Raw genomic sequence first — 26,155 nt, 5'->3', positions numbered from 1 at the left:
CGGATGCATTCGATCCAGCTATCAGGCAATTGGTAAGGGCTGCTATGGGGGCGACTGGACGCTGAATGCAGTCCTGCGTATCCGTGCTCCTCAAAGCGGGCTAACCATTTATAGACGGTACGTGCACTGATACCGAAATCAGCTGCCACAGAGTGGACTGATCGGCCTTCATTCAGGACACGATCAATGATTAGGACTCGATTATGGTAAGTCGTTCGGGCATTCTTGTGGGGGTTGTTCATGTCGGCTATCGGATGTTGTTTGTTTGGCGATAACCAGCATCTCAATTCGCCAATGAAACGACTTTACTCAAACTGCTCTATGCCGGTATGTTGAAAGCCTCGGAGAAGTGGACGCACCCCGTGCAAAACTGGAATCTGACACTGTCTCAGTTGAGCATCCACTTCGAAGGCCGGATCGACGAATACATCGATCTGTAAAACTCGGATGACACAGAACTATGAACACCCTCCGAATTTAGCCGATGTGAACAACCTCCTCAGTACCCACAGCTAGATGTGGGTACTGAGGAGGTTATTAGCTAAAGAAGCCAACAAACAAAGATGCAGCTATTGACACAATAAAACCAATGACGGCAGTAAATCTGAACTGATCTTGTGTTTTGTACCTTTTAGCCCCTTGACCTATCGCAAAACTGGCGATTGGAAATAAGTAGTTTTTCCAAGTGCTTAGTAATTTATGAGACAAGTAAAGCCCCAGCCCAATTGCAGCGATTGCACCGATAGCTGTTGCACTTTGTTTGAATGTGAGAGCAACATCTTCAGCGCTTGAGGCATGCATCATATCAGCGAACATAAATGCCAGAACGAATGGAACGAAAATCAGCCAAAAAACATCTAGGCGGCTTACTGATGAATACCACGGTTTAATGCCGGACGTAAATTCTGTAAGTTCATCACTTACTTTAGTTACTAGCTCATCATCACCACTTGAGCTAACCGTTATTGTTCGATAAATAGAACTATCAAATTCGATACTAGTCCTATTGTGACCATGTTCTGAGTGAGATTGGAACTTAATACTTTGAATTGATCTTTTTTTCGAATTTTCAAAGCTTAATAGGTCTTCAATGTTGGTAATCTTTCTTTCAACTTTATCGCTGAACTTAACAGTTGCTGTTACAGAGCAACCGTAAGCCTCTAGTTTTTGCCATAGTTTTCGTAAATCATTATCATGCAACACGAACGCATGCTCACTTTTATCGCTATATGTTGACTGCAACATTATTCTCCTTTTCTATCGCACCTATGCAGAATGATTGTAAAACCTAACACTTTAATAGTTGGACCGTGCAAGCTTCGCTACCTTGCAAGGTTCCAAATTCATTATCCAAGGATGGGTAATTTTTATGTACCGCAGAACACGGAAGTACCAGGATCAAGTCGATCGCATGGCGAGCGCGTGAGCGGGAGAATAAGGGAAAAGACTTGAGGAGCGTGGTCATCATCCTGATACATACCAGCCTGAACTGCCTGCACTTCGCAGGGTGATCGAGATCACAGATTTTAATTCGGGTACTCCGGTTACCCACCGCTTTGAACTATATCCCACCTCGCGGATTGAATGCTACAGCATCGGGATCGACGGCAAGCTTTGGAAACAGCGTATCGGCTGGAGCAGGACCTTGGAAGGACTACGAAAAGCACTGCCCCGGCTTAGGCAGGATACATAAGTGGCCGCTTTGTGCCGAAAGTGGACACCTTATACTGGATATGTGGCCTTCCCATACACACGAAAGGTAAATGGCTTGCCGGAACGGTTCCGTTTTTGTCTGGAGACGCTGAAGCAACACTGAATAAGAGGTGTGTGGTTAGTCGTGTGGGAAGCGTATTTTACCGGGGAGGGCCGCTAACCCGGGACTCGGATCGTGATGACTTGCCAGTACAGAAAGCAGGCAGGAATGCACAAAGGCAGCGAGGGGAGTGGCGTGTTGCCATCGCGGTGGTTCGGGAGCAGGGCTGCTCCCGAAACGTTCATATTATTTCAGCAATGATGAGAGCTTCTGACGGGCCTCGTCATCGATCCAACCAGACCAGGTATCGCCGTATTGGGTAATAAAGTGCACGGCGGTTTCTTCGGCAGAGGCTTTGTTCTTCTCCTGCCAGGCAAGCAGGCGACTCATCTCGGCACTGGTGAAGCTCATATTGCTCATCAGCTCGTAGATCTGCGGCTCGCGGTTGGCGAGGTCACGCGTAACCGCGGTGATGACGGTAGCGCTTGGTAGGGAGGTCTTGCCAGGATTGGCGCATTCTGTGTCTTGGATACAGTCATGGCTGGCTTTATCAAAGTTACCCATATCCACTGCTACCATCTCGTACTTACCTAGTACAGACGTCGGTGCCCAGTAGTAACCGAACCAAGGCTGCTTTGATTGGTAAGCTGAGGCGATGGACGCCGCCAAGGTTTCGCCTGAGCCGTGGTTGAAGACATTCATCTTATGCCCGGCAAAGTCGAACGCTTTGATCAGGTTGTCGTTCTTGATCCGGATGCCCCAGCCATCGGGAGCGTTATGGAAACGTCCGCCCACCAGTTGCGGGTTGGCCAACACCCCTTCAATGGTCTTCAACTCAGGGTGCTTATCAACCAGGTATTTGGGTACCAGCCATGAGTCCTTGCCGCCATCGGCAATAACGTTGGTCGCGGTGATTACCTTGCCTTCATCTTCCAGCTTCTTATACATCGGTACTGAGGTCAGCCACAGCTCGGTGAGGATGTCCGGCTTGCCGGTCTCGGCCACAGAGGTGACGGATGGCACAGTAGAGGACGGTACTTTCTGAACCGTGCAACCGTAGCCTTGCTCCATCAGAAATTTGGCGACCGAGGTGACGACGGCGCCGGAGGCCCAGTTCATTTCAGTGATACTGACTTCGCCGCACTCTGCCTGGGCAGTGGTAGAGAAGATAGCTGCGCCGGCAAGGCTGAGAGCCAGGATAGACTTTTTCATAGGTTTCCCCGTCTTTTTATTTTTCAGGTTTGGGAACTGTCGCCATCTTCTATCACGTAGGTTCGAGCTAGAGACAGCTGCGATAAAATATGTCTTAGGCGTATTTCATCGAATGATTTCATACTAAAGTCATCACGCTTCAATTGTTAATTTATAGTTTTTAAAAACTTCTTTAATGGTTTTTATGATCTGGTGTCTGGTTTGGCCCGTTTTGGACTCGTCTATAAAATCCGTTTATATAGAACTGAAAAAAATTAAAGCGTTTTCGACTTTTACCTGGCCTGAACATATGGCTTACTGTAAGTAACGAGGTCGAAGTCTGCGGGGCAGATGAGATAAAAAACAAGAGAAGCTATCTAGCTTCTAAAGGATTGCGCTTGCCAACACTGGTTAGCTTTCGAGTCAGTTCTGAAAGTAGGTGAATGTGTGAAAATAGTTAATCTGAATACCTGTCAGGTTGAAATTCCGCCTTGGTAAACCCAATCCGGCAGAGGATGGGGCGCGTGCAGCTGCAGTGCGGGACGCTATTGGAGATGAGATCGGGATTCTCACCGGTGCCAACCAGGCGCTGACGCCGCGGCAGGCGATCCGCTTGGCACGTATGCTTGAGCCCTACGATATCGGCTGGTTTGAAGAGCCAGTGCCTGCCCACGACCTGAAGGGCCATGCCCGTGTACTGGATGCGATCAATATCCCTGTCGCCAGTGGCGAGACTGACTTCACACGCTTTGGTATGAAAGACATTCTCGATGCCGGGGCCATCGATACTCTGATGCCAGAAGGACCAGGTTTAGGCTTTAGCGTCGATTACGACTTTATTAACCAGCATCTTTCAAAGTAAGACTGATTGTTCGCGAAAGCCGTGGATTATTTTCACGGCTTTTTATTTTGCGGTTGTTGAACTTTCGTCTGATTAAATTGCTTTGTGTTTCCTATAAAGACTATTTGATATCTAAAAATTAGTCTTGGAAATATAATATCTTTGTTGGTTTTCACATATGAAAGTGTGTGCGTTTCCCCTTTATCTTACTCCTAGGTATAAAGGGTTCCTTAGCCCTGTTATCAGGGCTTTTTTATTGGTAGTCATTTAAATAACTCACCTCGTTTTCACTGGTTATCCAAATAATTAACTAATCCGCAGCTCTAACGGCTTCCAAGCCCTTGATGGCGGTTTGGATCGATTCTTCCTGCTGACGAATACTCGAGTAGACCAGGAGACTCTGTACGCTGAGCTGGGTGGCTCCTTTAACCGGAAACAAGCGACCACTCTCAAGTAGAGGCGCTGCGTTCTGCATCGAGATATAACCCGAGCCGCCCCGTTGCAGGATATGCTCCAGGGCTACCATCTCCAGGGCCACCGATAAACGGTGTTGAGGTACCCCCGGATAGGCCTGGCGGTGCATCTCGCGGAAGGAGGGGCCCCAATCCACATAGATATATCCCTCCGCCTGTCCCTGCTGAATATCGCGCGGATGGCTGGACACCATCACCAGCTCCTGACGCTGGTAGGGGCGGATCACTATGTCCGGCGAGTGTTGCGGCTCATAGACAATTGCCATATCCAGCAGCCCCTCACGCAGCTTTTGTAGTAGAAAAACCGAGTAGTCCGATTGTAACTGGGGGGCGATATGGGCGGCATGCTGTTGCATCCACGCCAACCAGCGACAGGCGGTGTTGTGCCAGTAGTTAAGTGGGACGCCAAGGCTGACCGAACTTTCGGCACCCTCCGGCAGGGCCACCTCCTGCTGGGCCCGCTCCCAGGATTGAATAACCGCCAACGCATGGCGATAGAAGCTCTTACCGCCCGCCGTCAGTGCTACCCCTTGCGGCAGTCGGGTGAATAGCTGGCGGTTGAGACGATCTTCCAGGGTCTTGATACGGGCGCTGACGGTGGACTGGGTGATATGCAGATTTTCCGAGGCTTTCTGGAAACTACCGGTGGCAGTCACCTCGACGAAGGCGCGCAGGTTTTCGATATTCATGGCGTTGCTGGTCTTAGTAGCCACACCGGGCTGCTGATAGACGTTATCAGAGCATCCCGGCGTTAAGAAGAAAAAAGCCGGACTTTTGGGTCCGGCTTGGTTGTATCAGGCGCGAAGTAGTTGCTCTGACTTTTCCTCGATCAGCTTCAGTACGCTGAGGTGGGGCACCTCCGGGCCGTACTTTTCAGTGGCGACCTGGTAGGTGTCATATACCTTATTCGCCAGTGCCAGCTCGATCTGCAGATGACTACCCAGTTCGGTGATCAGGCGCATATCCTTGGTGGCCAGTCCCAGGGCAAAGGAGCGGTCGTAGCTGCCATCCAGTACTTTAGGGATGTACTTATCGACCACATAGCTCTGGGCGCAGCTGTTCTGCAGGATCTCATGCAGAGTCGTCAGGTCGAGGTCGGCTTTAGCGCCGAGCATCAAGGCTTCACCAATCCCCTGTGCAACCAGGTAGTTGAGGTGCAGCTGGGAGAGCTTGGTCACGTAGCCTGCACCACTTGGGCCCATCCGTACGGCTTTCTTGCTCATCGCCGCCAGCATCGGCCGGAACGGGGCCAGGGTCTCTTCCTCGGCACCGATCAGCATTGTCAGCGTACCCGCTGCAGCACCTTCAGCGCCGCCGGTTATCGGGGCATCGATCAGGGTGATCTCCTCAGGCGCAGCTGCCTGTACCTTCTCCCACTCTGCCAGCTCATTGGTGCTGGTCTCAAACCACACAGTGCCAGGCTGGGCGTTTTCCAGAATGCCCTCAGCGCCGAAGGCAACCTGGTTGACCTGTACCGAGCTGGGGAGTGAGGTGAAGATCACTTCACAGCTTTGGGCGATCGCCTGTACTGATGCCGCAGCCAGGGCACCTTTGTCGGCAAACTGCTTAACCACCTCGGTGTTCAGGTCGATAACCTGTAACTGATGACCCTCCTGCTGGCAGTAGCTCAGCAGGTTGTTCGCCATGCCTGAGCCCATATTGCCCAGTCCGATAAAACCAATATTCATTACAGCTGATTCCTGTGGCTGTCAGCGCCGCATTACTCAGGGGCGTGCGGCAGCTGGGTGGCAGTTACTGTTTGTAGGATGGGTCCAGGCGATCGCACTTGCGCAGCAGTGCCGGCCATTCGTACATTCCAGGAGAAAAGGCTTCATACTGTTTTGAGGCCAGCTCCCACAGGTGAGTCGGGCCTGGATCAAGCTCGGCGCCAGATGCATTGGCCTGAAGTGCCACTTCACAGAGGCGGATCAGGTAATACATATTCATGAAGCACTCGCCGGCGGTCTCACCGACGGTAAGGAAGCCGTGGTTACGCATCACCAGGCAGCTGTTGTTGCCCATATTCTCGGCGATGCGGTGACGCTCATCCGGATCGACGGACAGCCCTTCCCAGTCATGGAAGCCAACCTTGCCGTAGAGCATGGAGGAGTCCTGTACCAGGAAAGGCAGCTCCTTGAACGCCGTGGCGGCAATGGCGGATTTCGGGTGGGCGTGGAAGACAAACTTGTTGTCTTTGTGGGTCTCATTCAGGTGGATGGCACCATGGATAATAAATCCGGCCGTGTTCACATCGCTTGGCCCTTCCAGCACTCTGCCTTCCTCATCCACCTTGATCAGGTTAGAAGCGCACACCTCGTCGTAGTAAAGACCGAAACGGTGCATATAGAAGTGATGGTCGGCACCGGGAACCCGCGCGGTAATATGATTCCAGATTGTATCGTCCCAGCCGAAGTAATGGGTCAGGCGGAACATGGCGGCCAGATCGATCCGCACCTGCTCCTGTTGCTGTTCCAAAGTCAGCTCAGTTGTCATCTCGAATACCTCAATTAAGCGTTTTGTTTTTGTTAAGTTGTTACAGGTCAGCAGGCCTGGGCACTGCTGATCCCTGCTGGCTGGTGGAGCGGGAAGGGCTGCGCGCCGTTCTCTATCCGTTGAATGTTGTCAGCCACCAATCTGGCCGCTGAACGGGCGTAAGTAGCGCCGGACATATGGGGGGTCACCGTCACCTTGCTGTGATGCCAGAACGGATTGGCCTGTGGCAGCGGCTCACTGGCGAAGGCGTCTAACACCGCATGGGCGATGTGACCGTTGTCCAGTTGTTCTATCAGATGCTGATCATTGATGACGGCGCCACGGCTAACGTTAATCAGGTAGCTGCCTTGTGGCATCAGCGCCAGCAGGTGTCGGTCGATAAAGTGTTGTGTGGCTGCGTTCAGCGGCAGGCAGTTAACCAACACATCAGTATCAGCAAACGCTGATGCCAGCTGCGTGTCACCACTAAAGCAGTGGACATCTTCGATCTCCTGAGGGAACCGGTCCCAGCCGGACAGTTGGTAGCCATTGCGCGCCAGTGTCGAGGCGACGGTACGGCCGACCATGCCAAGGCCCAGCACGGTGACGCGGTAATCCTGAGGGGCGCAGATCTCATGGCGCTGCCAGTGGGCATCCCTCTGTTGCTCGCGGTAGCGATCGTACTGGCGATGGAAATTCATCACCCAATAGAGCGCGTACAGTGCCATATCATTCAATACTTCCGGATCAACCAGGCGTACTACCGGAACATCGGGCAGCTGAGTTTCCTGGTCGATCGCTTCAGTACCGGCGCCCAGGAGCAGAATCGCCCGCAGGTTGGGATAGCGGATCAGGTCGCCGCGGGGATGATCCCAGACCACAGCAAACTCAATCTCTTTCCGAATCGCTTCAATATCGTCAATTTCCGGAAAAATATGGATTCTGCGCTCAGGCATCAGCCTGGACAGTGCTTCCAGCCAGGAGCGATTATCGTAGCCGTTGTTATTCAGAAGGATGGACATGGGAGGTCTCCGGGCCGGTCGTTGTATCGGAAGAAACGGAACTCACGGAGTGAAGGCCGATAACACCGATCAGGATCATCGCGATAAAGAGCAGCCGGGCGGCACTGATCTGTTCCTGGAAAACCAGCACGCCAAAGGTGGACACCATGACAATGCCAACGCCGGACCAGACCGCATAAACGATGCTGACATCGATGGTTTTCGCCGCCATGATGATCAGGGATATCGCTACCGCAAACAGCACAAAGCAGCTTACCGACGGCACCAGGTTGCTGAAGCCCTGGGATAGCTTCAGGCAGTAAGTGCCCGCTACCTCAAAGGCGATTCCCAGCAGTAAAAATGTCCATCCGCTCATCGCTTTTACTCTTAGTTTTTGTTCTCCGGCTAATATCCTCCGCCGCTTGAAAGTTGTAAAACGAATATATTCCATGGGGGGTATCGAAAAATTCGATATCAGATTAATGGCGGGTGGGTCTATTACGGAATTTAGTCAGGACAAATCTTGTTGTTGTGAATAAATCAGAATCTATTTGAAGATTTTATGAAGGAATAAAATAACCTGTCTCAGATTGATATCGGATTTTGTTTAAGAGTGCCGATACGTTTTTCGGGGTGTTTTAAAGTTAATGTTGTAGGGAATAGGCCGAATAATCAGAATGGTCTGGATTAAAAAATAGTGTACAGGGTTACGTTGCTGATGCCTGTTTCACGTTCCAGTTGCGCCATCGGTACATTGTTGGGTGGCATCATTTTCTGGATAACCGAGGCTTTCAGTTCGGTTGGATATCAAGCCATTTGTTCACTCTCCTTGATAAATCAGGAGAGGCGACAACTATGCTGACACAGGGGGGCTTGAAGATGTCCTCTTTGCTCATTCCCAGACTTTTCCACGCTTGGGTTGTTACCTCAGACGATATTGGAAGTTTCCGGATCGATCAGATATACGGCATCAGCCACATTATCGAACAGGGCTTCCAGTGCGGGTAGTTGGGAGAGGTTTTTTCCGGACATCTTGGCTACTACGTCATCGGATGTGAACCCACAAGTTCATTCGAGTAAACGATCGATAACCAGACTAAACATGTAGGTTTTGTACATGAAATTGCTTAGGGAGAAACAATTACGCTGACGACGATGATGACGCCGACTTTCAGCCCCCAGAAGTGGGAGCTATGCGAGCAGCTTGTCAGCTATTCAGGCGTTCAGCGAGGTAGTCGAGCAGTATGCGTACACGTCGTGACAGGTTTCTGTTTTGGGGATAGAGCGCTGAAATCGCAGTCGGCGGTTGGCTGAATTCAGACAGAAGTGATTTCAGTCTGCCATCCGCTAACGGTTTCTCGTACAAAAAGCTCGGCCCGTAGCCGATGCCTTGGCCGTTCAATACAGCGTTGTAGATCAGCGTACCATCGTTGCAGGTCAGATTGCCTTTGACCTTGATGGTGATGAATTCGCCATCTTTGAGCTGAAATGGCCAGTTACGGTTCGATTTGGATTCACCGTAAATCAGACAGTTGTGGTGGGTTAGGTCGGCGGGCTCAGTGGGTTCGCCGTTGCGCTTCAGGTAGGTGGGGGCGGCGACCACCTGAAAGCTGCAGTCGGCAAGCTTACGCGAGATCAGCGTGGAGTCTTCCAGTTGCCCAACCCGCAGCGCGATATCGATCCCTTTCTCTACCAGATCTTCTACGCGCCCACTGGCGATTACATTTAGTTCGATATCCGGATATTGCGCCTGAAAGTCCAGGAGCAGTGAACCTACACCCGAGATGATCAAACTCTGCGGAATGGTGATATTGATCCGGCCACGCGGCGTGCTCTGGCTATCGATAATCTCGGCGCGCGCATTCTGTGCTTCGCGCATGATGAGCTGACAATGGTTGTACAGCCGCGTGCCTTCTTCCGACAAACTGAGTTTCCGTGTCGTACGGTACAACAGCCGTGTACCCAGTTCCTTCTCAAGCGCAGAGACCTGCTTGCTCACAAACGCCTTTGACAGACCGAGCTGTTCCGCCGCAGCGGTGAAACTGCCCGTTTCTACGACCACCGCGAATGTTTCCATCAGTGTTAAGAAGTTCATATTGGTATTTCTGAGTTAACAATGTGTTGAATTGTAGCGCGTATATCGATCTTTAAGAAAACAATAAGCTTGTCTTATCAGGTCTCAAGCATGACCTAAGTGCGACCAGTTTAGATAAGAGAGGTGAGTTATGACGGGTATTCGCGATGCAGAGTTTAAGTACGGCGCAGTCACCAAGGTCCTTCATTGGGGGATGGCATTGATGCTGTTGACGCTGGTGGTGGTTGGCAGCTATATGACGGGTCTCGATAAAGCCGATCCGAGTCGATTGCAACTGATGGGGATGCACAAATCCTTTGGTGCGATCTTTATGCAGTTAGCGGTGTTCCGCGTGATCTGGAGCCGCATCAGTGCCCGGCCGCAGCTGCCTGAGGTGTTGTCCGGCTGGGAGAAACAACTGTCCCGCACAATCACCGCACTGCTGTACATCCTGATGCTGGCGGTTCCGTTCAGTGGTATGGCGATGTCGAACTTCTCCGGTTTCCCGGTGAGCCTGTTTGGTCTGGTTGAGTTTCCGATGGTGATTGCCAAGAACCCAGAGATGGCAGGTCTGGCAAAACAGGCACATGTGGCAATGGTGTATGCGTTGATGGGCGCGATTATTCTGCACGTGGCGGGTGCTTTGAAACACCGCTACCTGGACGATCCAAAAGCGGACGTACTGCCACGCATGACTTCCCTGAAACCACGGGTGTGATCCGGATTTAGCGAGACATAAAAAGAGGAGTAACAAGGTGTATTCGATAAAGCTTCATCACCATCCATTGTCAGTATGTTCCATGAAAGTGCGGCTGGCGCTGGAAGAGAAAGGATTGGTATGGGCCGGGCGTGAGATCGACATCATACGTGCCCAGGAACAGTTGGACCCGTGGTATCTGAAGCTCAATCCAAACGGGGTGGTGCCTACCCTGGAGTTCGATAACGGCAATGAAGAGGTGATTACCGATTCGGCACGGATCATCCGTTTTATCGCCACGTTACCTGACGGGAATCCTTTGTTACCGCAGGACGCGCAAGATCAAATCCAGATGGAGCAGTTGGTTGATCTGGCGGACACCATCGACCTTCAGATCCTGAGTTATGCGCGGCATCCATCGATGGAGAAGTCAGGCCGTATTCTGGATCGACGAATTCAGAAATCACTTCGGCTTTCGGAAGAACATCCTGAGCTGAAGGACAACTACCTGACCTGCGCGGAGCGTTCTGAAAAGAGTAAGCAGTTCCGGGTGGATGCGTTTCATGTGGCGCGTATGGAGCGCGAAGCACAGGAGGCGCTGGATATTGCAGAGGAGCGGTTGCACCAGGGTGAGTATCTGCTGGGCGAGTGTTATTCGCTGGCGGACGTGATCTGGACGGTGGTGCTCTCACGGCTTGATCTGCTTGGTTATACCGACTGGATTGATGGCTCGGAATATCCGGCGATTGGTGATTACTACCAGCGGATGCAAAAACGCCGAAGCTACACCCAGGCCCAGGTTCAGAACCAGTGGTGGGATAAATAATTCCAAATAAGAGGCAGGAGACAGATCGATGAAAACTCTATTTACGCGAGCCCTGATGGTTGTGGGCCTGATGATATCGACGCTTACATTTGCGTCTTCCAATTATCCGGTAAGCGAACCGATGGGTGGTCAGGCGTTTGGCCACAGCGTGAAGCAGATCAGTGACGGGCTCTATGTGTTCCGTTGGTGGGTATACCGCAATATCTTCATCGTTACCGACGAGGGTGTGATCGTGACCGATCCGCTTAATCCAAAAGCGGCGAAGCTGCTGCGCGAAGAGATCCGTAAGGTGACCGACAAGCCGGTGAAGTATGTGGTCTACAGTCACAACCACCATGACCACATCTCGGGCGGCAATATCTTCAAGGACGAGGGTGCAAAATTTATCAGCCACACCAATTTTGTGAAGGAGATGAAGGACCATCCAAGCCCGGTTATTCCACTGCCGGATATCACCTTTGATGACTCTTACACGCTGGAGTTGGGCGGTCGTACGCTGGAACTTCAGTACTTCGGTCCGAACCACGGTGACAGCCTGATTGTGATGCGTTTGCCGAAAGAGAAGATTCTGTTTGTGGTCGACATCGTGACCCCGCGCCGTGTGGCGTTCCGCATCATGCCAGACTTCTGGCCGGATGAATGGGTGCGCTCGCTAAAAGAGATCGAGCAACTGGATGCGGACTACGTTATCACTGCACACGGTCCTCACACCGAGCCGGCGATCGATACAGTATCCGTGGTAAGAGAGCAGCGTGAATACCTGGAAGATCTGATGGCGGCGGTGAAGAAGGCGATGGATGAAGGCGTGCATAGCCCGGACAAGCTGCGCGAAATGGTCAAACTGCCGAAATACGAACACTGGCGCAACTACGACATCTGGTTGCCGATGAACATCGAACGTATCTGGGCGTATTACCACATGGGCTGGTGATCAGGAGTAGTATCTGAAACTGGCACAAATCAAAAGGCGCATTGGACTCTCAATGCGCCTTTTTAGCTAATGCAGCAGATCGGATAGCGCGTCGATTTCTCAGCAGGGTAGAGCCGCCACTGACCACAATCAGCAGTCCCCCCATCAATGTCATCAGATCCGGACGTTCGCCAAAGACAAAGATACCCAGAATTAATGCAAAGATCAGACGGGTGTAGCGGAACGGCGTGACCACCGACACATCGCCGGTACGCATGGCGATGGTTAGCGCGTTGTAGGCGATCACACCAAAGATGATTGAGCCAAGAATCTGCACGGATGCGCCTGGATCAAATGAGATCGCTTCACCGGAATAGATCAGCAGGGCAAACCCGGTTGGGATCAACACAAAGAAACCGTACACACCCAGCTGCATATTGGATAACACTGGTGGTGCTGCACGGGTCGCCAGATCTCTTCCGGCAAAGCCCAACGTACCGATCACCGCAAAGATCGATGCGGGCGTAAAACCTTCCAGCCCAGGACGGATAATCATCAACACACCCACGAAGCCCACCAGAATCGCCAGCCAACGCTTAAGGCCAACGCGTTCACCGAACAGCAATGCCGCACCCATCACGACCACCAATGGCGTGGCCTGCAGGATTGCCGAAGCACTGGAAAGCGGGGTAAGTGTGATTGCGAGGGTGTAGAACAATCGGCCCGTGATTTCGGAGACCGCGCGCAACAAAATCGGTTTGGATAGCAGTGCCGGATGGATGATCTGCTCGCCCCGTTGTTTGGTAAGCAGCATAAACAGCAGCGTTCCGCCCAAGCCAAACAGTGCAAGCACCAGTCCGGTTGGCATATTCACCGAGGCGGCTTTGATAAACATATCCTCCACGGCAAACGCGGCCATGGCGAGGATCATAAAAAGGCTGCCTCGGGTGTTGTCCAACGGTGTTCTCCTTCCGGTTAGCTGCAGGTCAGTCCATCTATCAATGACGGTGACAGGGTTGTGATTTGATGTCTGCCACCAATGCGGTACGGCAGATAAGGCCAGCCCAGATTAGTATTGATCAGCGTCTTGAAACAGATACAGGTAGGTAAATTTTGCGGGGGATAGTGAGGAATCTCGTCTTAGATGTTGAGGTGATCGTTTCGGTAATATTTTTGCTACCGTGAATTATGAATCTTTCATGGAATTTAGTTCATAAAAAGCGAACAGTATGGAAATAATCGGACTGAAAACCTTCAAAGGGGTTGTTGACGAAGGCGGTATCAAGGGTGCTTCCGAAAAGCTGCAATAGCACTTTTAAAGCACTTGCAGTGCTAAAAGAAATGAAAAGCGAGGGTTGGCCGTGTCCCTTTGCAGAGCACGGGGCCAAGGTTAGCTGCAGTTCTAACTCGCTTTGTGACGTAGCCGCAGTGCCAGATGGATTGGCTGCCTAGATATTGTTTGAACCAAAGCGTTTCGATGACAGCAGAATACTGGTCTCTGAGGCTGCGATACCCGCTATCGTTCTGATTCTGCCCAGTACCTTATCGAATGCCTCCAGGCTATTGGCCTGCAACTCTACCACCAGGTCCCAGCGCCCGTTAGTGGAGTGATACGCCAGGACTGCGGGTTCCTGGCTCAGTTTCTCGCGAATCTTCATCGAGCAATTACCTTCAATCTTGATACTCATCATCGCCCGTACTCTGGATAGTGCCTCGTCGCTCTCACTGCTGAGCAGCACCGTGTAGCCGGTGATCACGCCCTGCTTTTCCAGCCGACTCATGCGGTTCTGTACTGTGGCTCTTGAGGTACCGATCGCCTTGGCCAGGGAGGCCACGGAGCTTCTGGCGTCTGTTCGCAGCAGGCTGATGAGTTGGCGGTCCAGATGATCTATTTCTGACATTATGTAATCCAGTCTTATCAAATCGACAGTTTATTTAGCATTTAGTCAAAGTTTATCACTTATTTGTAGCTTTGCTACTCCAGATAATGGTGCTTCCTCAATGAACTAACGAAAACAAGACCATGACCCATTTCATTGATGTTGCATCTCTAAGCCACTTTATACGCCGTCGGTCAGCCACCGAACTAATGTCAAAACTGGTGGGCTACCTGGAGCAGGATTACCTGCGTTGGGGCGAGTTTGATAAGTCTGCCCGCCTGGCCGCCCATAGCGAGGTCGGCGTTATCGAGCTGATGCCGATTGCGGACGACAAGCTGTACTCCTTCAAGTATGTCAACGGACATCCCAACAACCCTCAGCAGTTGCTGCCAACGGTAATGGCCTTTGGCGTGCTGGCTGATGTCGGCACCGGTTACCCGCTGCTGCTGAGTGAACTGACTCTGGTAACCGCACTGCGCACAGCGGCGACCTCAGTGATGGCTGCCAAGTACCTGGCGCGTCCGGGCTCTACCTCGATGGCACTTATCGGTAACGGTTCCCAGAGTGAATTCCAGGCGCTGGCATTCCATTCGCAGCTGGGAATTACCGAGCTGCGTTGCTTCGATGTGGATCCTGCGGCCAGTGAGAAACTCAAGGCTAACCTGAGCGGTTACCCGGACCTCAAGGTGGAGATCTGCCCATCGGCGGCAGAGGCCTGTGAGGGGGCAGACATTATTACCACCGTCACCGCGGACAAGCGGCTGGCCACCATCCTGACCGCGGACATGGTGTCTCCGGGCGTTCATATCAACGCAGTGGGCGGCGATTGTCCGGGCAAAACCGAGCTGGAGCGGGCGGTGCTCGAGCAGTCCGAGATCTTTGTCGAATACGAACCCCAGTCTCGTATCGAGGGCGATATCCAGCAACTGCCGGCTTCCCATCAGGTGACCGAGATGTGGCGGGTCATCGCCGGCGAGCAGCCGGGTCGTACCGAGGAGCAGCAGATCACCGTCTTCGATTCTGTTGGTTTCGCGCTGGAAGACTACTCTGCGTTGCGGATGCTGCACGAGTACGCCTGCCAGGGCGAGCTGGGTAGCGACTTCAATCTGATTCCTCAACTCGATAACCCGAAAAATCTCTTTCAGCTGCTGTTGGCAAATGAGCCCGTACAACAGAAAGCTAAAGTGGCGGTATAACAGATGATGGCAAGCAGTAATTATCAGGTGCGGCTTTCAGTGCAGTCTCCACGCGCAGTGGTGATGATCCGGCCCCATTGTTTCTATCCCAATCCGGATACGGCTGAGGACAATGCCTACCAAAAGCAATCCATCAGCGAAGAAAAGCCCCAGGTTTCACAGCGTGCCTACCAAGAAGTAACGGCCGCCGCGGAAAAGCTGCGTGAGCACCAGGTCGAGGTCTTCCTCTACGACGATGAAGGTGAAGCAACCCCGGACTCGGTGTTTCCGAACAACTGGTTCTCCACCCATTCCGGCGGGCATATAGCGCTCTATCCGATGTATTCCAACAACCGGCGTCTGGAGCGGCGTAGCGATGTTATCGAGGCGCTGAAGCAACGTTGCTATGTCCAGGATGTGATCGACTATTCCGGCCTGGAGCAGGATCAGATCTTCCTCGAAGGTACTGGCGCCATGGTGCTGGATCACATTGAGCGTGTGGCTTATACCGCCAAATCCAATCGTGCCAACGAGATCGCGTTGGAGCGATTCTGTACCCATTTCAACTACGAGCCGATGGCCTTTACCACCGCAGATCGCAACAGTCAGTCGGTCTATCACACCAACGTGATGATGAGCGTCGGCACCGAGTTCGCCATGGTCGGTACCGAACTGATCAGCGACGAGCCGCGCCGCCAGGCGGTGGTTGATCGCCTCAAAGCATCCGGACGCGATGTGATTGAACTGAGCCAGGAACAGATCGATCAGTTCGCCGGCAACGTGCTGGAGCTGGCATCACCCAATGGACGCCTGCTGGCGCTATCCCGCACCGCTTTTAATGCCCTGAACGAGTTGCAGCGCAAACGCCTGCAGCAATATGTCAGCTTCGTGGTGCTCGATATCCCGACCATCGAGCTTGCCGGTGGTTCAGTGCGCTGCATGCTGGCGGGTATCCATCTGGCGACACGCTGATTCAGGTTTTGATCGTGGCTTGTGTAAGCAACGGCCCTGGAGGGCTAAGGGGCCGGGCATCTACATAGGTTACACGACAGATGAGGCCTGAAAGAAATAGTGCGCTTTTTGGCCTGAAAACCAGGCACTGAAAATAATAAATAGATACGGAGCTCAAAATGAATAAAGCATCCAAATTACTGGCCTCAGGCTTTGGCATCTTTCTATCCACCGCAGCGCTGGCCGCCGATGCGGGTCAGTCCACGCTGGATGAGATCAGTGCTTCTGGCGAACTGAAAGTCTGCTTTGATGCCGGTTACATGCCTTTTGAAATGAAGTCCAAAGCGGGCAAGTTCATGGGATTTGATATCGATCTGGGCAAAAAAATGGCATCGGCGATGGGGGTTAAATACGTGCCGGTGAATACGGCCTGGGACGGAATTATCCCATCGCTTCAGACCGGCAAGTGCCACATCATCATGGCGGGCATGACGGTGACCGCGCAGCGCAACATGAAAGTGAGTTTTGCCGAACCTTATATCGTAGTGGGGCAGTCCATTCTGCTGTCGCCAAAACTCAATGGCACCATCAAAAACTACCGTGACCTGAATGACCCGAAATACAGGGTGGTGACGAAGCTGGGCACGACCGGTGACGCAGCCGTTAAGAGGCTGCTGCCTAAGGCGACTGTAAACCTGTTTGAAACCGAGACAGATGCCGTGCTGGAACTGGCAAGCGGCAAAGCGGATGCCTTTGTCTATGACATGCCATACAACGCCATTTATGCCTCACGGCACCAGGGGGCGGTAACCCATCTCGACAAGCCATTCACCCATGAGCCCCTGGGCTGGGCGGTGCGACGAGGCGACACTGATTTCCTCAACTTCCTCAACAACTACCTCAGCCAGATCAAGGGCGACGGGACCTACCAGCGTATCTACAACAAGTGGTTTAAGAGCGATGCCTGGCTGAGCCAGGTGCAGTAAGCCATTCGGCGGCGGTCGGTCCTCCGGCCGCGTTCTTCGATAATTACAACAGAGAGAGAGCTGAATGTTTGCGCAATCGAACAGATGGTTTTGGCACGGGGTGTTTATCGCCGTGCTACTGGGGATGGCGCTGCTGATCCAGAGCAGCAGTAGCCATATCAACTACAACTGGAACTGGCAGGTCGTTAAGCCTTACCTGATTAACACCGACCCGCTGCCGGTCTTTGCCTCGGAGGAGGGCACCATTTCTGCAAATGCCACAGGAGATCTGGTGCTGCGTACAGACGCGGGTGACGAGATTCTGAACCTGTCGGCGTATCCGGAGTTGAGCGTTGGCGAGGGAGACCTGGTCTTCGAGGGTGAGCAGCTGGCAAGTCAGCCCAACTGGCAGATGGGGCCGTTGCTGAAAGGCCTGGTGGTCACCATTGAGATATCGATCTATTCACTGATACTGGCGATCATTTTAGGCCTGATCTTCGGCCTGATGCGGGTATCTTCTAATGTAGCGCTACGTAACCTGGCGATCACCTACGTTGAGATCATCCGCGGCACGCCATTGCTGGTACAGATCTTTATCTTCTACTTCTTTATCGGCACGGTGCTGGACCTGGACCGCTTTACTGCCGGTGTTATTGCTCTGGCCGTCTTCTCCGGCGCCTATGTTGCAGAGATTACCCGCGGCGGTATTCAGTCGATCCCCAAGGGACAGATGGAGGCAGCCCGCTCGGTGGGAATGACCTATATCCAGGCGATGCGCTACGTGATTCTGCCTCAGGCGTTCAAGCGAGTGTTGCCGCCGCTGGCCGGCCAGTTTATCAACCTGATCAAGGACTCGTCGCTGGTCTCTGTTATCGCCATTACCGACCTGACCAAAGCGGGCAGGGAGGTTGTCGCGGGTAGTTTCGCGCCTTTCGAAGTCTGGTTTACCGTGGCCTTACTGTATCTGGTGCTGACCAGCAGTCTGTCCTGGGGTGTTCAACGTTTGGAAAAGAGGTTAGCCGCAAGTGACTAGAGATTATCAGGGCAATGACATGATCATTGCGAAGAACGTCGAGAAGATCTACCCCAATGGATGCCACGCGCTGAAGAAAGTGTCGGCAACTGTCAGGCGCGGTGAAGTGGTGGTGATCGTCGGGCCGTCCGGATCTGGCAAGTCCACTTTCCTGCGAACCCTGAACCAGCTCGAAACCATCAACGGTGGTTCCATCAGTATTGATGGCACCGATATGTACGATAAGAAAACCGATATCAATCAGCTGCGCGAAGAGGTTGGTATGGTTTTCCAGGGCTTCAACCTGTTCCCGCATATGGATGCATTGGGCAATGTGATGCTGGCACCGATCAAGGTAGCCAAACGCAATAAGGCCGATGTTGAGCGCCAGGCGATGGAATTGCTGACTAAGGTAGGCCTTCAACAGCGGATGGCCAACTACCCCAGCAATCTCTCCGGCGGTCAGCAGCAACGTGTGGCTATTGCCCGGGCCCTGGCGATGAAGCCCAACATCATGCTGTTTGACGAGCCAACTTCGGCCCTGGACCCGGAAATGGTCGGGGAGGTGCTGGACGTGATGAAGAGCCTGGCTGCCGATGGCATGACCATGGTGGTGGTGACCCATGAGATGGGCTTTGCCAGAGAGGTCGCAGATCGGGTGCTGTTTATGGAAGACGGCCAGCTGCTGGTGGATGAAACGCCGGAAGCGTTCTTCGATAACCCGAGCAATCCACGCCTGCAACAGTTCCTGTCGATGATACTGTAACGCTTCCACCTCAAGACAGAGGGTTGTCTGGCAACCCTCTGTCTTATTCCACGGCTAGCTTCGGGCATGGCCCGCCGGTTCAGTTCCTGCCAGCAATAACGCCACCATCCACATCCCAGATAGCCCCGGTGACCCAACTGGCCTCATCGCTCAACAAGAAGCTGATGCTGCTGGCAACATCTTCGGCGGTGCCGATACGGCCAATCGGATGAAAGCCGTCGAACCCCGCCAACTGCTCATCAATACTCTCTTGCGGGATAAACTCCTCATAGATCGGGGTTTTGACCACGGCCGGAGAGACGGCATTGACGCGGATACCGGCTTCGGCCAGTTCCATCGCCATATGCTGCGTCAGTGCATGCAGTCCTGCCTTGGCCATCGAGTAGGCGGATGAGGGTGTGGCCTTGATTGCCTGTTTCGCCCACATCGAACCGATGTTGACGATTGAGCCTCCTCCCTGGGTTTGCATATTGCGCGCTACCGCCTGGGATATAAAAAACAGCGCCCGGTTTAACTGTTGGTATTGTTCGTAATCGTCGTGACCATGCTCAAGAAATGGCAGGGGATTGAAATACCCTGCAGCATTAACCAGATATTTAATATGGCCTTTGTTTTCCTGCACAAAGCTTATTACCGCCTGTAGACCTGAATCCGTATAAAGATCTGCTTCGATATATTGACTGGGTGCTAAAGCTGAAAGCGCCTGATAGGCTGACTCCAGTTTCTCTGGATTCCGCCCGACAATCACGGTTTCTATATTCTTTGCTGCGAGTTGTTTCGCGGTAGCATATCCAATACCACTGGAGCCGCCGACAATGAGTGCGATAGTTTTGTCTGCTGAGTTCATATTGATACCTCCTGTCTGGTGGAGGCAGAATACGTCTGCAGACTGTGACGGAAAAAGTAAGCACAAATTGGTTAGGTAGTTACTTTTTGGTACATCTTGATGATAAATAACGAAAAAATATTTTCCCGAAAATCTGCCCCGGCGCGCAGTGCCCGCATGGTCGAGACGATCTATGGCTGCAAGTGGTCGCTGACCGTCTACCAGCTACTGGCCGCTGGCATAAACCGGCCGGGCGAGATGGTCCGTAGTGTCGAGGGACTGACCACCAAGGTGCTGAACGATTGCCTGCGTAAGAACGTCGAGTTTGGCATTCTCGAGCGCATTGCCTACAACGAGACCCCGCCCCGGGTTGAGTACGTAGTGACCCCGTTCGGCAACAAGTTCCTGCGTATTCTTGATGAGCTGGAAGCGTTGCAGCAGGAGATCGAGCAGCACAGCTAACTGACGTTCTGGTTGGTACTCATATCATCGGAAACCACTTCGCGCAGCGTTTCAATGGCGATCTCCAGCAACTCCATATCCACCGGCTCCTTGGGATAGGCCATATACACCGGACGTTGGAACTTGGGCGCATCTTCGATATAGAACAGCTTGCCCTGGTTAATAAGTGACTCGATGCTGCGTTCGGGGAAATAGCCGCAGCCGCCGTAGCGCAGGATATAGTCCAGCCCCACCATGCCGAGGCCAACGCTGAGCTTGGGCGCCCGGGTCTCCGGATAGGCCTGGGCGTGGGCCGCCCTGAATTCGGCACCCCAGTCGACAAAGACATAGTCGGGCATCCAGTGCTTGACCGCCTTGCGCGGCTCGGTCGATACCAGTACCAGGGTATCTTCCATCAGGAATTCGCTCACCAGCTCCGCCTGCTGGCGCGGGACAAAGGTGATCGCCAGATCCAGCTCGCCGTTGCTCATCGCCTCCAGCAGGTTTTCCGAATAATCCATCATCACCCGGGTGCCGATCTCGGGTAGTTTATGCTGCATCCGGTCGATCCAGGGCGGTGCCATCCGGTCCCAGAGATTGAGTTGCACGCCGAGCGAGATCACTGACTTCAGTTCATCGGGTAGCCCCACTTCCTGACGGGCCTGCTCCCAGGCGCGCACAGCGGTATGGGCGAAACGGATAAAATGCCGTCCAGCACTGGTCAGCTCGGAACCATCCCGTTTCCTGATCAGCAGCGAGCTGCCCAGCTGGGTCTCCAGCACCTTGATGCGTGAACTGACGGTGGATTGGGTGATATGCAGGCGCTCGGCGGCCAGCTGGAAACTGCCACTCTTGGCGACTTCGAGAAAGGCGCGCATATGGTTGATGTTCATGATGCTTATTCTTGTTGTTATTGAGAAATTAGATATATGAGGCTAGTAATAACTGATTATTGAATCAATAAGGGTGGCGGGGGCAGAGCAGAGGTGGCGCAAATTACATACTTTTCGTGACTTGAACTGCGTTAGCGATAGCCAGAGCAGTCGCAAGCTACCCTTGCACGGATCGAACTTTTCGATCGCCATAGTGGAAAAATTCAATTGGGAGAGCCTGAGTTTCCCCTGCTATTGTCGGGCAAGTCATTCAGTACAGGGGCAGGTGTGCAATGCAGCTGGTTCACTCGGAAAATGTAGCGGCGCGAAAGGGGATTGTGTTGTGCCTGCTATCGATGCTGGTATTTGCAACCCAGGATGGCATCACCAAGGTGTTGGTGCAGGATATGGCGGTGGCGCAATTTGTGATGGTGCGGTACTGGATATTTGCCCTGTTTGCCGTGGTTTACCTCCATCTCAGGGGAACACTTCGCCAAGCCTTTAGGACGGAGCATCTCGGCTTACAGTTATCACGCTCAATCCTCTCTGTGGCGGAGATCGCAATCTTCAATCTCTCGTTACGTTATCTTGGCTTGGCTGAGGCCCATGCCCTGCTGGCCTGTTTCCCATTGCTCGCAATTGTGCTGGCGGGACCTTTGCTGGGGGAACGTGTGGGGCGGCTACGCGGGATGGCAGTGCTGGTGGGCTTTATCGGCACCCTGATTATTATTCGCCCGGGCCTGGGGTTGTTTAAACCTGAGGCGCTGATTGCCCTGTCGGCTGCCGTCACTTTCGCCCTCTACAATATCATCACTCGCAAGGTCAGCCGCCACGACAACTTTGATACCAATATGCTGTATATGGCGCTGGTGGGCTGCATCGGTGGCAGCTTGTTCGGTATTCCCCAGTGGCAACCACCCAACTCTGATCAGTGGTTGATGCTGAGCATCCTGTCGGTCAGCGGGATTGCCGGACACCTGTTTCTGGTCAAAGCGCTGGAGTACGCTCCGGCGTCGATGCTGCAACCCTTCAACTACAGTTTGCTGTTGTTCGCCACCCTGATTGGGGTGGTGGTGTTTGCCGAGTTACCCGATGGCTGGACGATCCTGGGGGCTGCCATCGTGATTGGCAGCGGCCTCTATGCGATCGCCATCGGACGAGCCGAAAACAAGCGATGCTGAGGAGTACGCGATGAGTGAGATTAGCCAGTCGCCTACACAACGGTTGTACCGTATTGTCGAAGAGGCAATGTGCACCGGGTGCGGCTTATGCCAGTCCCTTGCCGGGGCAGAGAACGTTGAGATGTGTAAAGTGGCCAGCGGCTTTGAGCGGCCGGTAGTGGTGGGGGAACTTGATGACAGCGTGGTGGATCAGATCTACCAGCATTGTCCCGGAATCGTGATTGAAGGTATGCCGCAACGGCTTATAGCCTCGGATAGCAAGTATGACGAGACCTGGGGTAGCTATCGCAGGATGACGTTGGGTTGGGCTTCTGATGCCCGGGTACGGTTTGAGGCCTCCACCGGTGGGGCACTGACGGCCTTGGCAACACACCTGCTTGCCAGCGGCGAAGTCGATTTTGTCCTGCATGTGAAAGCTTCACAGCAGCATGCCATTTTCGGCCAGCGTCACCTCAGTTTTGATGCCGCCGATGTCTGGGAGGCAACAGGCTCGCGCTATGGGCCGGCAGCGCCGTTAATCGACATCCTGGAGATCCTGGAGCGTAACCAGCCGTTTGCCTTTATCGGCAAGCCCTGCGATATCGCCGCACTGCGCAACTATGCCCGTCAGGATAGCCGGGTCGACCAGCTGGTGAAGTACTGGCTGGCGCCGGTCTGTGGCGGCTTTCGCGAACCTAAGGCGGTGGAGGCCTACGCTGCCGAATTGGGGATGGCCCCGGATGTGTTACAGCACGTGCGTTTCCGTGGCCGGGGTTGTCCCGGGCCGACCCGATTTGAGTCGACGGATGGGCGGGTGATCGAGCGACGTTATTCCGATTTCTGGGGCGAGGATGAAGCTGGCTGGTCACTGCCGTTTCGTTGCAAGATCTGTCCCGATGGCATGGCTGAGGGCGCTGATCTGGTCGCTGCCGATAGCTGGCCAAACTGTACTGTGGATACCGAGGCAGAGGCGGAAGATCCGGGCACCAATACCATTATTGCCCGAACAGTCGCCGGGCAGGCATTGCTGCAGTCGGCGGCAGATGCCAGGACATTAACACTGGGGAAGGCGATCACGCCACGGGATATGGATAGTTACCAGCCCCATCTGGTGAATAAGAAGCAGGCCGCAGCGGCACGTATCGAAGGGTTAATGGCCGAGGGGCACCTGGGTATCCAGCATGCCAGGCTACGGTTGAACCGGTTGGGCGAAGCGCAGGGGATAGAGTTTAACCGCGAGCAGCGGGATGGAACCCGGCAGCGGGTCAGGGAGGGTAAGGCATCAGAAGCCTGCCCCTGTTCGGGTGAATAGGTTCAACACAGTGGCGGCCCCTCAGAGAGGGGCCGCACGGGCGATCAGTCCGTCTGGTTTAGTTTTAACTCAGCAGCTCGCTTTCAAACGGATAGGTCGATAGCTTTTCATAGCCATCAGCCGTGACCCTGACCATCTCCTCCAGTTTTACCCCCTCGCGGGCACCCTCGGCACCGGAGAAACTTTCGACGCAGAACACCATATTTTCCTCGATGATGCCGTCATAACCGCTGCGTCCCCAGTCCTCTTCGTAATAGATTTTAGGATACTCATCCGACAGTCCGGCCCCATGGAAAGAGCAGACATAGCGATTGGCCTTGTACTCCGGCTGGCGTTGGAAGGCGTTGTCGGATAGTTCCTTGAAGCTGACGCCGGGACGGATCAGTTCCATATTGAATTGGATCTCGTCATAGGCATGGCGGTAGGCGGCGCGCTGCTCGGCATTGCCCGGGCCGCCGCCACAGATCCAGCTGCGGGAGATATCGGCGATAAAGCCCATCGGGCCGATCAGGTCGGTGTCGAAAGCGACCATATCACCCGCTTCGATGCACCGCCCGGTGGCCTCCTGCAGCCAGGGATTGGTGCGCGGGCCGGACGCCAGCATCCGGCCCTCGATCCAGTCGCCACCATGAGCAATATTGACCTGGTGCAGTACCGACCAGAGTTCATTTTCGCTGATGCCCGGACGTAACTGGTCATGCATCTGGGCGATACCGAGCTCGGCAACGGCGATGGCGTGACGCATGCAGCGGATCTCGGTTTCATGCTTGATCAGCTTGGCGCGCTCGACGATACATTCGGCATCGGTCAGCCTGATGGAGGCCGCTTGCAGGGCCAGGGTTGCCAGGGGGGTAAAGCGTTCCAGGGCGACAGTCGCATCGGCAGGATCAAGCCCGAGGGAGCGCAGGGTCTCGCTCACCGACTGGCTAAAGCGGCGGCAGTTGCGATCCAGATCCAGGCCGCCATCAAACGGGGTCAGAAAGTCGGAAGCCTGATAGTGTTCCACCCCCGGAAGCGAACGGCTGGTGGCACCGTGCATCTGCAACGGTCCTTCCTGCGGCAGGAACAGGTAACAGGTGGGGATATGGGATTGAAACACCTGATACTCGTCGAAATTGACCGCATAACGCAGGTTAACCGGATTGCTGAGTATGCACAGATCCACCTGCTGCTGTTTCATCGCTGCACGGATGCGCGCCAGCCTGTAGTCGAACAGCGTATCGAGTTCGTTTTCACTGAAGTCCGGGGCACTGATCTGCGCCTGCATAGGGTAGCTCCTGTCGCTAAAGGGCCGGCGAATTGCCGACGCTCGAAGCATCAAGCTATCAACTAGTTCCCGCCAGTGAAAATTAAAAAATCGATGCCTCCTATCAAATATTTAAATATTCGATATCAGATACGGGTTGAGTGATTAAATTGGGCTGAATTCATCGTTTTAATGCCGGTTTATATAGAGAGGGTCTCTAAGGTACTTTATTTAAAGTGGTAACATTGCATTGAAAAGTTCGATATGAACCACAGAAAAAACTCGTTGTATTTCCTGGCTGAAAATTAGGATTATCGGTTTCAAGGTTTAAGCCTGATTTCCCCCAAAGGTTTAGAAAAATAAAAAGCAGGAAATACTATGAATCAAGCAGTGGAACTACCAAACCGTACCGGTCTGCCAACCCTGGCCGAGTTTGTCGATCTTGAGCGCTATCCAATCGACCAGCCGGACCACCCTTTACGTCAGGAATTGGTCGAGCGTTGTCGCGCTGAGCTGGATGCGGTGGGCTGCTGTCGTATTCCCAATATTATTCGTGATGAGTCGATCGAGCGGATGCGCGCCGAGGTGGAGCGTCAGTATGGCGAGATCTACTGGTCTGAAGACAGTCATAATCCCTATATGACGAAAGATGATCCTGAGATGCCTGAAGATCACCCCAAACGATTCTTCGAGCGCCGCAGCAGCGGTTTTGTAAACTCCGATATTCTGGAAGAAAATTCCGACCTGCGTGCAATCTATGCTTCTGACGAGATCCGCCAGTTTGTTTCTGATTGCCTGGGTGTGGCACCGATCTATAACTGGGCCGATCCGCTGGGTTGTAATCCTTACAGTGTGATGGAACCGGGCAATTACTTCCCCTGGCACTTCGATGGTAATGAATTCACGGTCAGCATCCTGGTACAGGAGCCGGAAAAGGGCGGTGAGTTTGAATACTATCCGGATCTGCGTACCCCGGAAAATGAGAACTTTGATGAAGTAGGTAAGGTATTAAACGGAGGACGAGAGGGCGTCCATACGCTGGAACTGCGGCCCGGCGATATGCAGATATTTAAAGGGCGCTTTTCCATGCACCGTGTGACCCGGGTTGAAGGTGAGCGCTCACGTTATATCGCGCTGCCTACCTATGTCACCGACCCGGATACGGTTAACCGTCCCGAGCGCGCTAAGCAGTTCTATGGCCGAGCGTTGCCGGTGCATTACGAACGTGAAGCTAACCGTCCCGATAACCTGACCGACTGAGGTTGTAGTACGGATTTGATAAACCGGGCCGATCATCGGCCCGGTCTGCCT

General features: G+C 53.4%; 27 protein-coding genes and 1 pseudogene. 14 read left to right on the top strand and 14 right to left on the bottom strand.

Annotation, left to right across the window (positions count from 1 at the left end; all coding sequences use genetic code 11):
* On the bottom strand, window positions 1-242 hold a 242-nt coding region (locus Q354_RS29005), incomplete at its 3' end, for a leucine zipper domain-containing protein (protein WP_156948360.1).
* A 45-nt stretch (window positions 243-287) separates the two neighbouring features.
* Here Q354_RS29005 and Q354_RS28280 point away from each other — a divergent pair.
* Window positions 288-440, top strand: a pseudogene (locus Q354_RS28280) (IS256 family transposase); the annotation flags it as partial.
* Between the two features lie 97 nt (window positions 441-537).
* On the opposite strand, the gene Q354_RS0114300 reads toward Q354_RS28280, so the two are convergent.
* Together Q354_RS0114300 and Q354_RS0114295 are read right to left on the bottom strand one after the other, a co-directional pair.
* Complete coding sequence (locus tag Q354_RS0114300; protein WP_027858201.1) at window positions 538-1,245, bottom strand: hypothetical protein; 708 nt, start codon at window positions 1,243-1,245, stop codon at window positions 538-540.
* 754 nt (window positions 1,246-1,999) lie between these two features.
* Entirely contained in the window at window positions 2,000-2,965 is a 966-nt protein-coding gene (locus Q354_RS0114295; protein WP_027858200.1) for an ABC transporter substrate-binding protein, read from the bottom strand.
* Between the two features lie 457 nt (window positions 2,966-3,422).
* Here Q354_RS0114295 and Q354_RS0114290 point away from each other — a divergent pair, with 457 nt between their 5' ends.
* Window positions 3,423-3,806, top strand: coding sequence for an enolase C-terminal domain-like protein (locus Q354_RS0114290; RefSeq protein WP_027858199.1), 384 nt, complete (start codon window positions 3,423-3,425; stop codon window positions 3,804-3,806).
* A 289-nt stretch (window positions 3,807-4,095) separates the two neighbouring features.
* Here Q354_RS0114290 and Q354_RS0114285 read toward each other — a convergent pair whose 3' ends face one another.
* The 6 genes from Q354_RS0114285 to Q354_RS0114255 all read right to left on the bottom strand — a co-directional run bounded on the left by Q354_RS0114285 (window position 4,096) and on the right by Q354_RS0114255 (window position 9,826).
* Window positions 4,096-4,971: a LysR family transcriptional regulator gene (locus Q354_RS0114285; protein WP_156948358.1), complete on the bottom strand. Its 876-nt coding sequence runs from the start codon at window positions 4,969-4,971 to the stop codon at window positions 4,096-4,098.
* Window positions 4,972-5,052: 81 nt separating this feature from the next.
* Complete coding sequence (locus tag Q354_RS0114280) at window positions 5,053-5,946, bottom strand: NAD(P)-dependent oxidoreductase (RefSeq protein ID WP_027858197.1); 894 nt, start codon at window positions 5,944-5,946, stop codon at window positions 5,053-5,055.
* Window positions 5,947-6,010: 64 nt separating this feature from the next.
* Window positions 6,011-6,751 carry a class II aldolase/adducin family protein gene (locus Q354_RS0114275; RefSeq protein WP_027858196.1) on the bottom strand — a complete coding sequence of 247 codons (741 nt, stop codon included), beginning with the start codon at window positions 6,749-6,751 and terminating at the stop codon, window positions 6,011-6,013.
* A gap of 47 nt (window positions 6,752-6,798) precedes the next feature.
* Entirely contained in the window at window positions 6,799-7,752 is a 954-nt protein-coding gene (locus Q354_RS25890; protein WP_051560155.1) for a 2-hydroxyacid dehydrogenase, read from the bottom strand.
* Window positions 7,733-8,107 (bottom strand): DMT family transporter, encoded by a 375-nt coding sequence (locus Q354_RS0114265; protein WP_027858195.1) that lies wholly within the window; start codon window positions 8,105-8,107, stop codon window positions 7,733-7,735. The genes Q354_RS25890 and Q354_RS0114265 overlap by 20 nt, the downstream gene beginning before the upstream one ends.
* Before the next feature lie 831 nt (window positions 8,108-8,938).
* Window positions 8,939-9,826, bottom strand: a complete 888-nt coding sequence (locus Q354_RS0114255) for a LysR family transcriptional regulator (RefSeq protein WP_027858194.1) — start codon at window positions 9,824-9,826, stop codon at window positions 8,939-8,941.
* 130 nt (window positions 9,827-9,956) lie between these two features.
* On the opposite strand from Q354_RS0114255, the gene Q354_RS0114250 reads away from it, so the two are divergent.
* The 3 genes from Q354_RS0114250 to Q354_RS0114240 are packed head-to-tail and all read left to right on the top strand — an operon-like array spanning window position 9,957 to window position 12,259.
* Complete coding sequence (locus tag Q354_RS0114250; protein WP_027858193.1) at window positions 9,957-10,523, top strand: cytochrome b; 567 nt, start codon at window positions 9,957-9,959, stop codon at window positions 10,521-10,523.
* 37 nt (window positions 10,524-10,560) lie between these two features.
* A complete protein-coding gene (locus Q354_RS0114245; RefSeq protein ID WP_027858192.1) occupies window positions 10,561-11,328 on the top strand; it encodes a glutathione S-transferase family protein in 768 nt (255 codons plus the stop codon).
* A 28-nt stretch (window positions 11,329-11,356) separates the two neighbouring features.
* Window positions 11,357-12,259, top strand: a complete 903-nt coding sequence (locus Q354_RS0114240; RefSeq protein WP_027858191.1) for an MBL fold metallo-hydrolase — start codon at window positions 11,357-11,359, stop codon at window positions 12,257-12,259.
* Window positions 12,260-12,308: 49 nt separating this feature from the next.
* Here Q354_RS0114240 and Q354_RS25885 read toward each other — a convergent pair whose 3' ends face one another.
* Together Q354_RS25885 and Q354_RS0114225 are read right to left on the bottom strand one after the other, a co-directional pair.
* Window positions 12,309-13,196, bottom strand: coding sequence for a DMT family transporter (locus Q354_RS25885; RefSeq protein ID WP_211252265.1), 888 nt, complete (start codon window positions 13,194-13,196; stop codon window positions 12,309-12,311).
* Between the two features lie 490 nt (window positions 13,197-13,686).
* The gene (locus tag Q354_RS0114225; RefSeq protein ID WP_027858190.1) at window positions 13,687-14,139 is read right to left on the bottom strand and encodes an Lrp/AsnC family transcriptional regulator; all 453 of its coding nucleotides are present in this window, start codon (window positions 14,137-14,139) and stop codon (window positions 13,687-13,689) included.
* A gap of 122 nt (window positions 14,140-14,261) precedes the next feature.
* Here Q354_RS0114225 and Q354_RS0114220 point away from each other — a divergent pair, with 122 nt between their 5' ends.
* The 5 genes from Q354_RS0114220 (at window position 14,262) to Q354_RS0114200 (ending at window position 18,987) form a co-directional block, all read left to right on the top strand.
* Window positions 14,262-15,314 carry an ornithine cyclodeaminase gene (locus Q354_RS0114220; protein ID WP_027858189.1) on the top strand — a complete coding sequence of 351 codons (1,053 nt, stop codon included), beginning with the start codon at window positions 14,262-14,264 and terminating at the stop codon, window positions 15,312-15,314.
* Window positions 15,315-15,317: 3 nt separating this feature from the next.
* Window positions 15,318-16,265 carry a citrulline utilization hydrolase CtlX gene (ctlX, locus tag Q354_RS0114215; RefSeq protein ID WP_027858188.1) on the top strand — a complete coding sequence of 316 codons (948 nt, stop codon included), beginning with the start codon at window positions 15,318-15,320 and terminating at the stop codon, window positions 16,263-16,265.
* Between the two features lie 158 nt (window positions 16,266-16,423).
* A complete protein-coding gene (locus Q354_RS0114210) occupies window positions 16,424-17,230 on the top strand; it encodes a transporter substrate-binding domain-containing protein (protein WP_027858187.1) in 807 nt (268 codons plus the stop codon).
* A gap of 64 nt (window positions 17,231-17,294) precedes the next feature.
* A complete protein-coding gene (locus tag Q354_RS0114205; protein WP_027858186.1) occupies window positions 17,295-18,242 on the top strand; it encodes an amino acid ABC transporter permease in 948 nt (315 codons plus the stop codon).
* 19 nt (window positions 18,243-18,261) lie between these two features.
* Window positions 18,262-18,987, top strand: a complete 726-nt coding sequence (locus tag Q354_RS0114200; protein WP_027858185.1) for an amino acid ABC transporter ATP-binding protein — start codon at window positions 18,262-18,264, stop codon at window positions 18,985-18,987.
* A 79-nt stretch (window positions 18,988-19,066) separates the two neighbouring features.
* Here the strand turns inward: Q354_RS0114200 and Q354_RS0114195 are convergent, their stop codons facing one another.
* Window positions 19,067-19,834, bottom strand: coding sequence for an SDR family NAD(P)-dependent oxidoreductase (locus Q354_RS0114195; RefSeq protein ID WP_027858184.1), 768 nt, complete (start codon window positions 19,832-19,834; stop codon window positions 19,067-19,069).
* Window positions 19,835-19,933: 99 nt separating this feature from the next.
* Here Q354_RS0114195 and Q354_RS0114190 point away from each other — a divergent pair, with 99 nt between their 5' ends.
* Window positions 19,934-20,275 carry a winged helix-turn-helix transcriptional regulator gene (locus tag Q354_RS0114190; RefSeq protein ID WP_027858183.1) on the top strand — a complete coding sequence of 114 codons (342 nt, stop codon included), beginning with the start codon at window positions 19,934-19,936 and terminating at the stop codon, window positions 20,273-20,275.
* Here Q354_RS0114190 and Q354_RS0114185 read toward each other — a convergent pair.
* Window positions 20,272-21,147 (bottom strand): LysR family transcriptional regulator, encoded by an 876-nt coding sequence (locus Q354_RS0114185; protein ID WP_027858182.1) that lies wholly within the window; start codon window positions 21,145-21,147, stop codon window positions 20,272-20,274. The two genes, Q354_RS0114190 and Q354_RS0114185, sit on opposite strands and share 4 nt — an antisense overlap.
* A gap of 272 nt (window positions 21,148-21,419) precedes the next feature.
* Here Q354_RS0114185 and Q354_RS0114180 point away from each other — a divergent pair, with 272 nt between their 5' ends.
* Window positions 21,420-22,307, top strand: coding sequence for a DMT family transporter (locus tag Q354_RS0114180; protein ID WP_027858181.1), 888 nt, complete (start codon window positions 21,420-21,422; stop codon window positions 22,305-22,307).
* Window positions 22,308-22,317: 10 nt separating this feature from the next.
* Window positions 22,318-23,598, top strand: a complete 1,281-nt coding sequence (locus Q354_RS25880) for a Coenzyme F420 hydrogenase/dehydrogenase, beta subunit C-terminal domain (RefSeq protein WP_169828893.1) — start codon at window positions 22,318-22,320, stop codon at window positions 23,596-23,598.
* A gap of 64 nt (window positions 23,599-23,662) precedes the next feature.
* On the opposite strand, the gene Q354_RS0114170 is transcribed toward Q354_RS25880, so the two are convergent.
* Entirely contained in the window at window positions 23,663-24,865 is a 1,203-nt protein-coding gene (locus tag Q354_RS0114170; RefSeq protein ID WP_036229936.1) for a M24 family metallopeptidase, read from the bottom strand.
* Window positions 24,866-25,222: 357 nt separating this feature from the next.
* On the opposite strand from Q354_RS0114170, the gene Q354_RS0114165 reads away from it, so the two are divergent.
* Window positions 25,223-26,104 (top strand): HalD/BesD family halogenase, encoded by an 882-nt coding sequence (locus tag Q354_RS0114165; RefSeq protein ID WP_051560153.1) that lies wholly within the window; start codon window positions 25,223-25,225, stop codon window positions 26,102-26,104.
* Window positions 26,105-26,155: the final 51 nt, after the last annotated feature.

Source organism: Marinobacterium jannaschii DSM 6295 (genome assembly GCF_000620085.1).
GTDB classification, from domain to species: domain Bacteria; phylum Pseudomonadota; class Gammaproteobacteria; order Pseudomonadales; family Balneatricaceae; genus Pontibacterium; species Pontibacterium jannaschii.
This window is presented reverse-complemented; position numbering and strand designations above follow the sequence as displayed.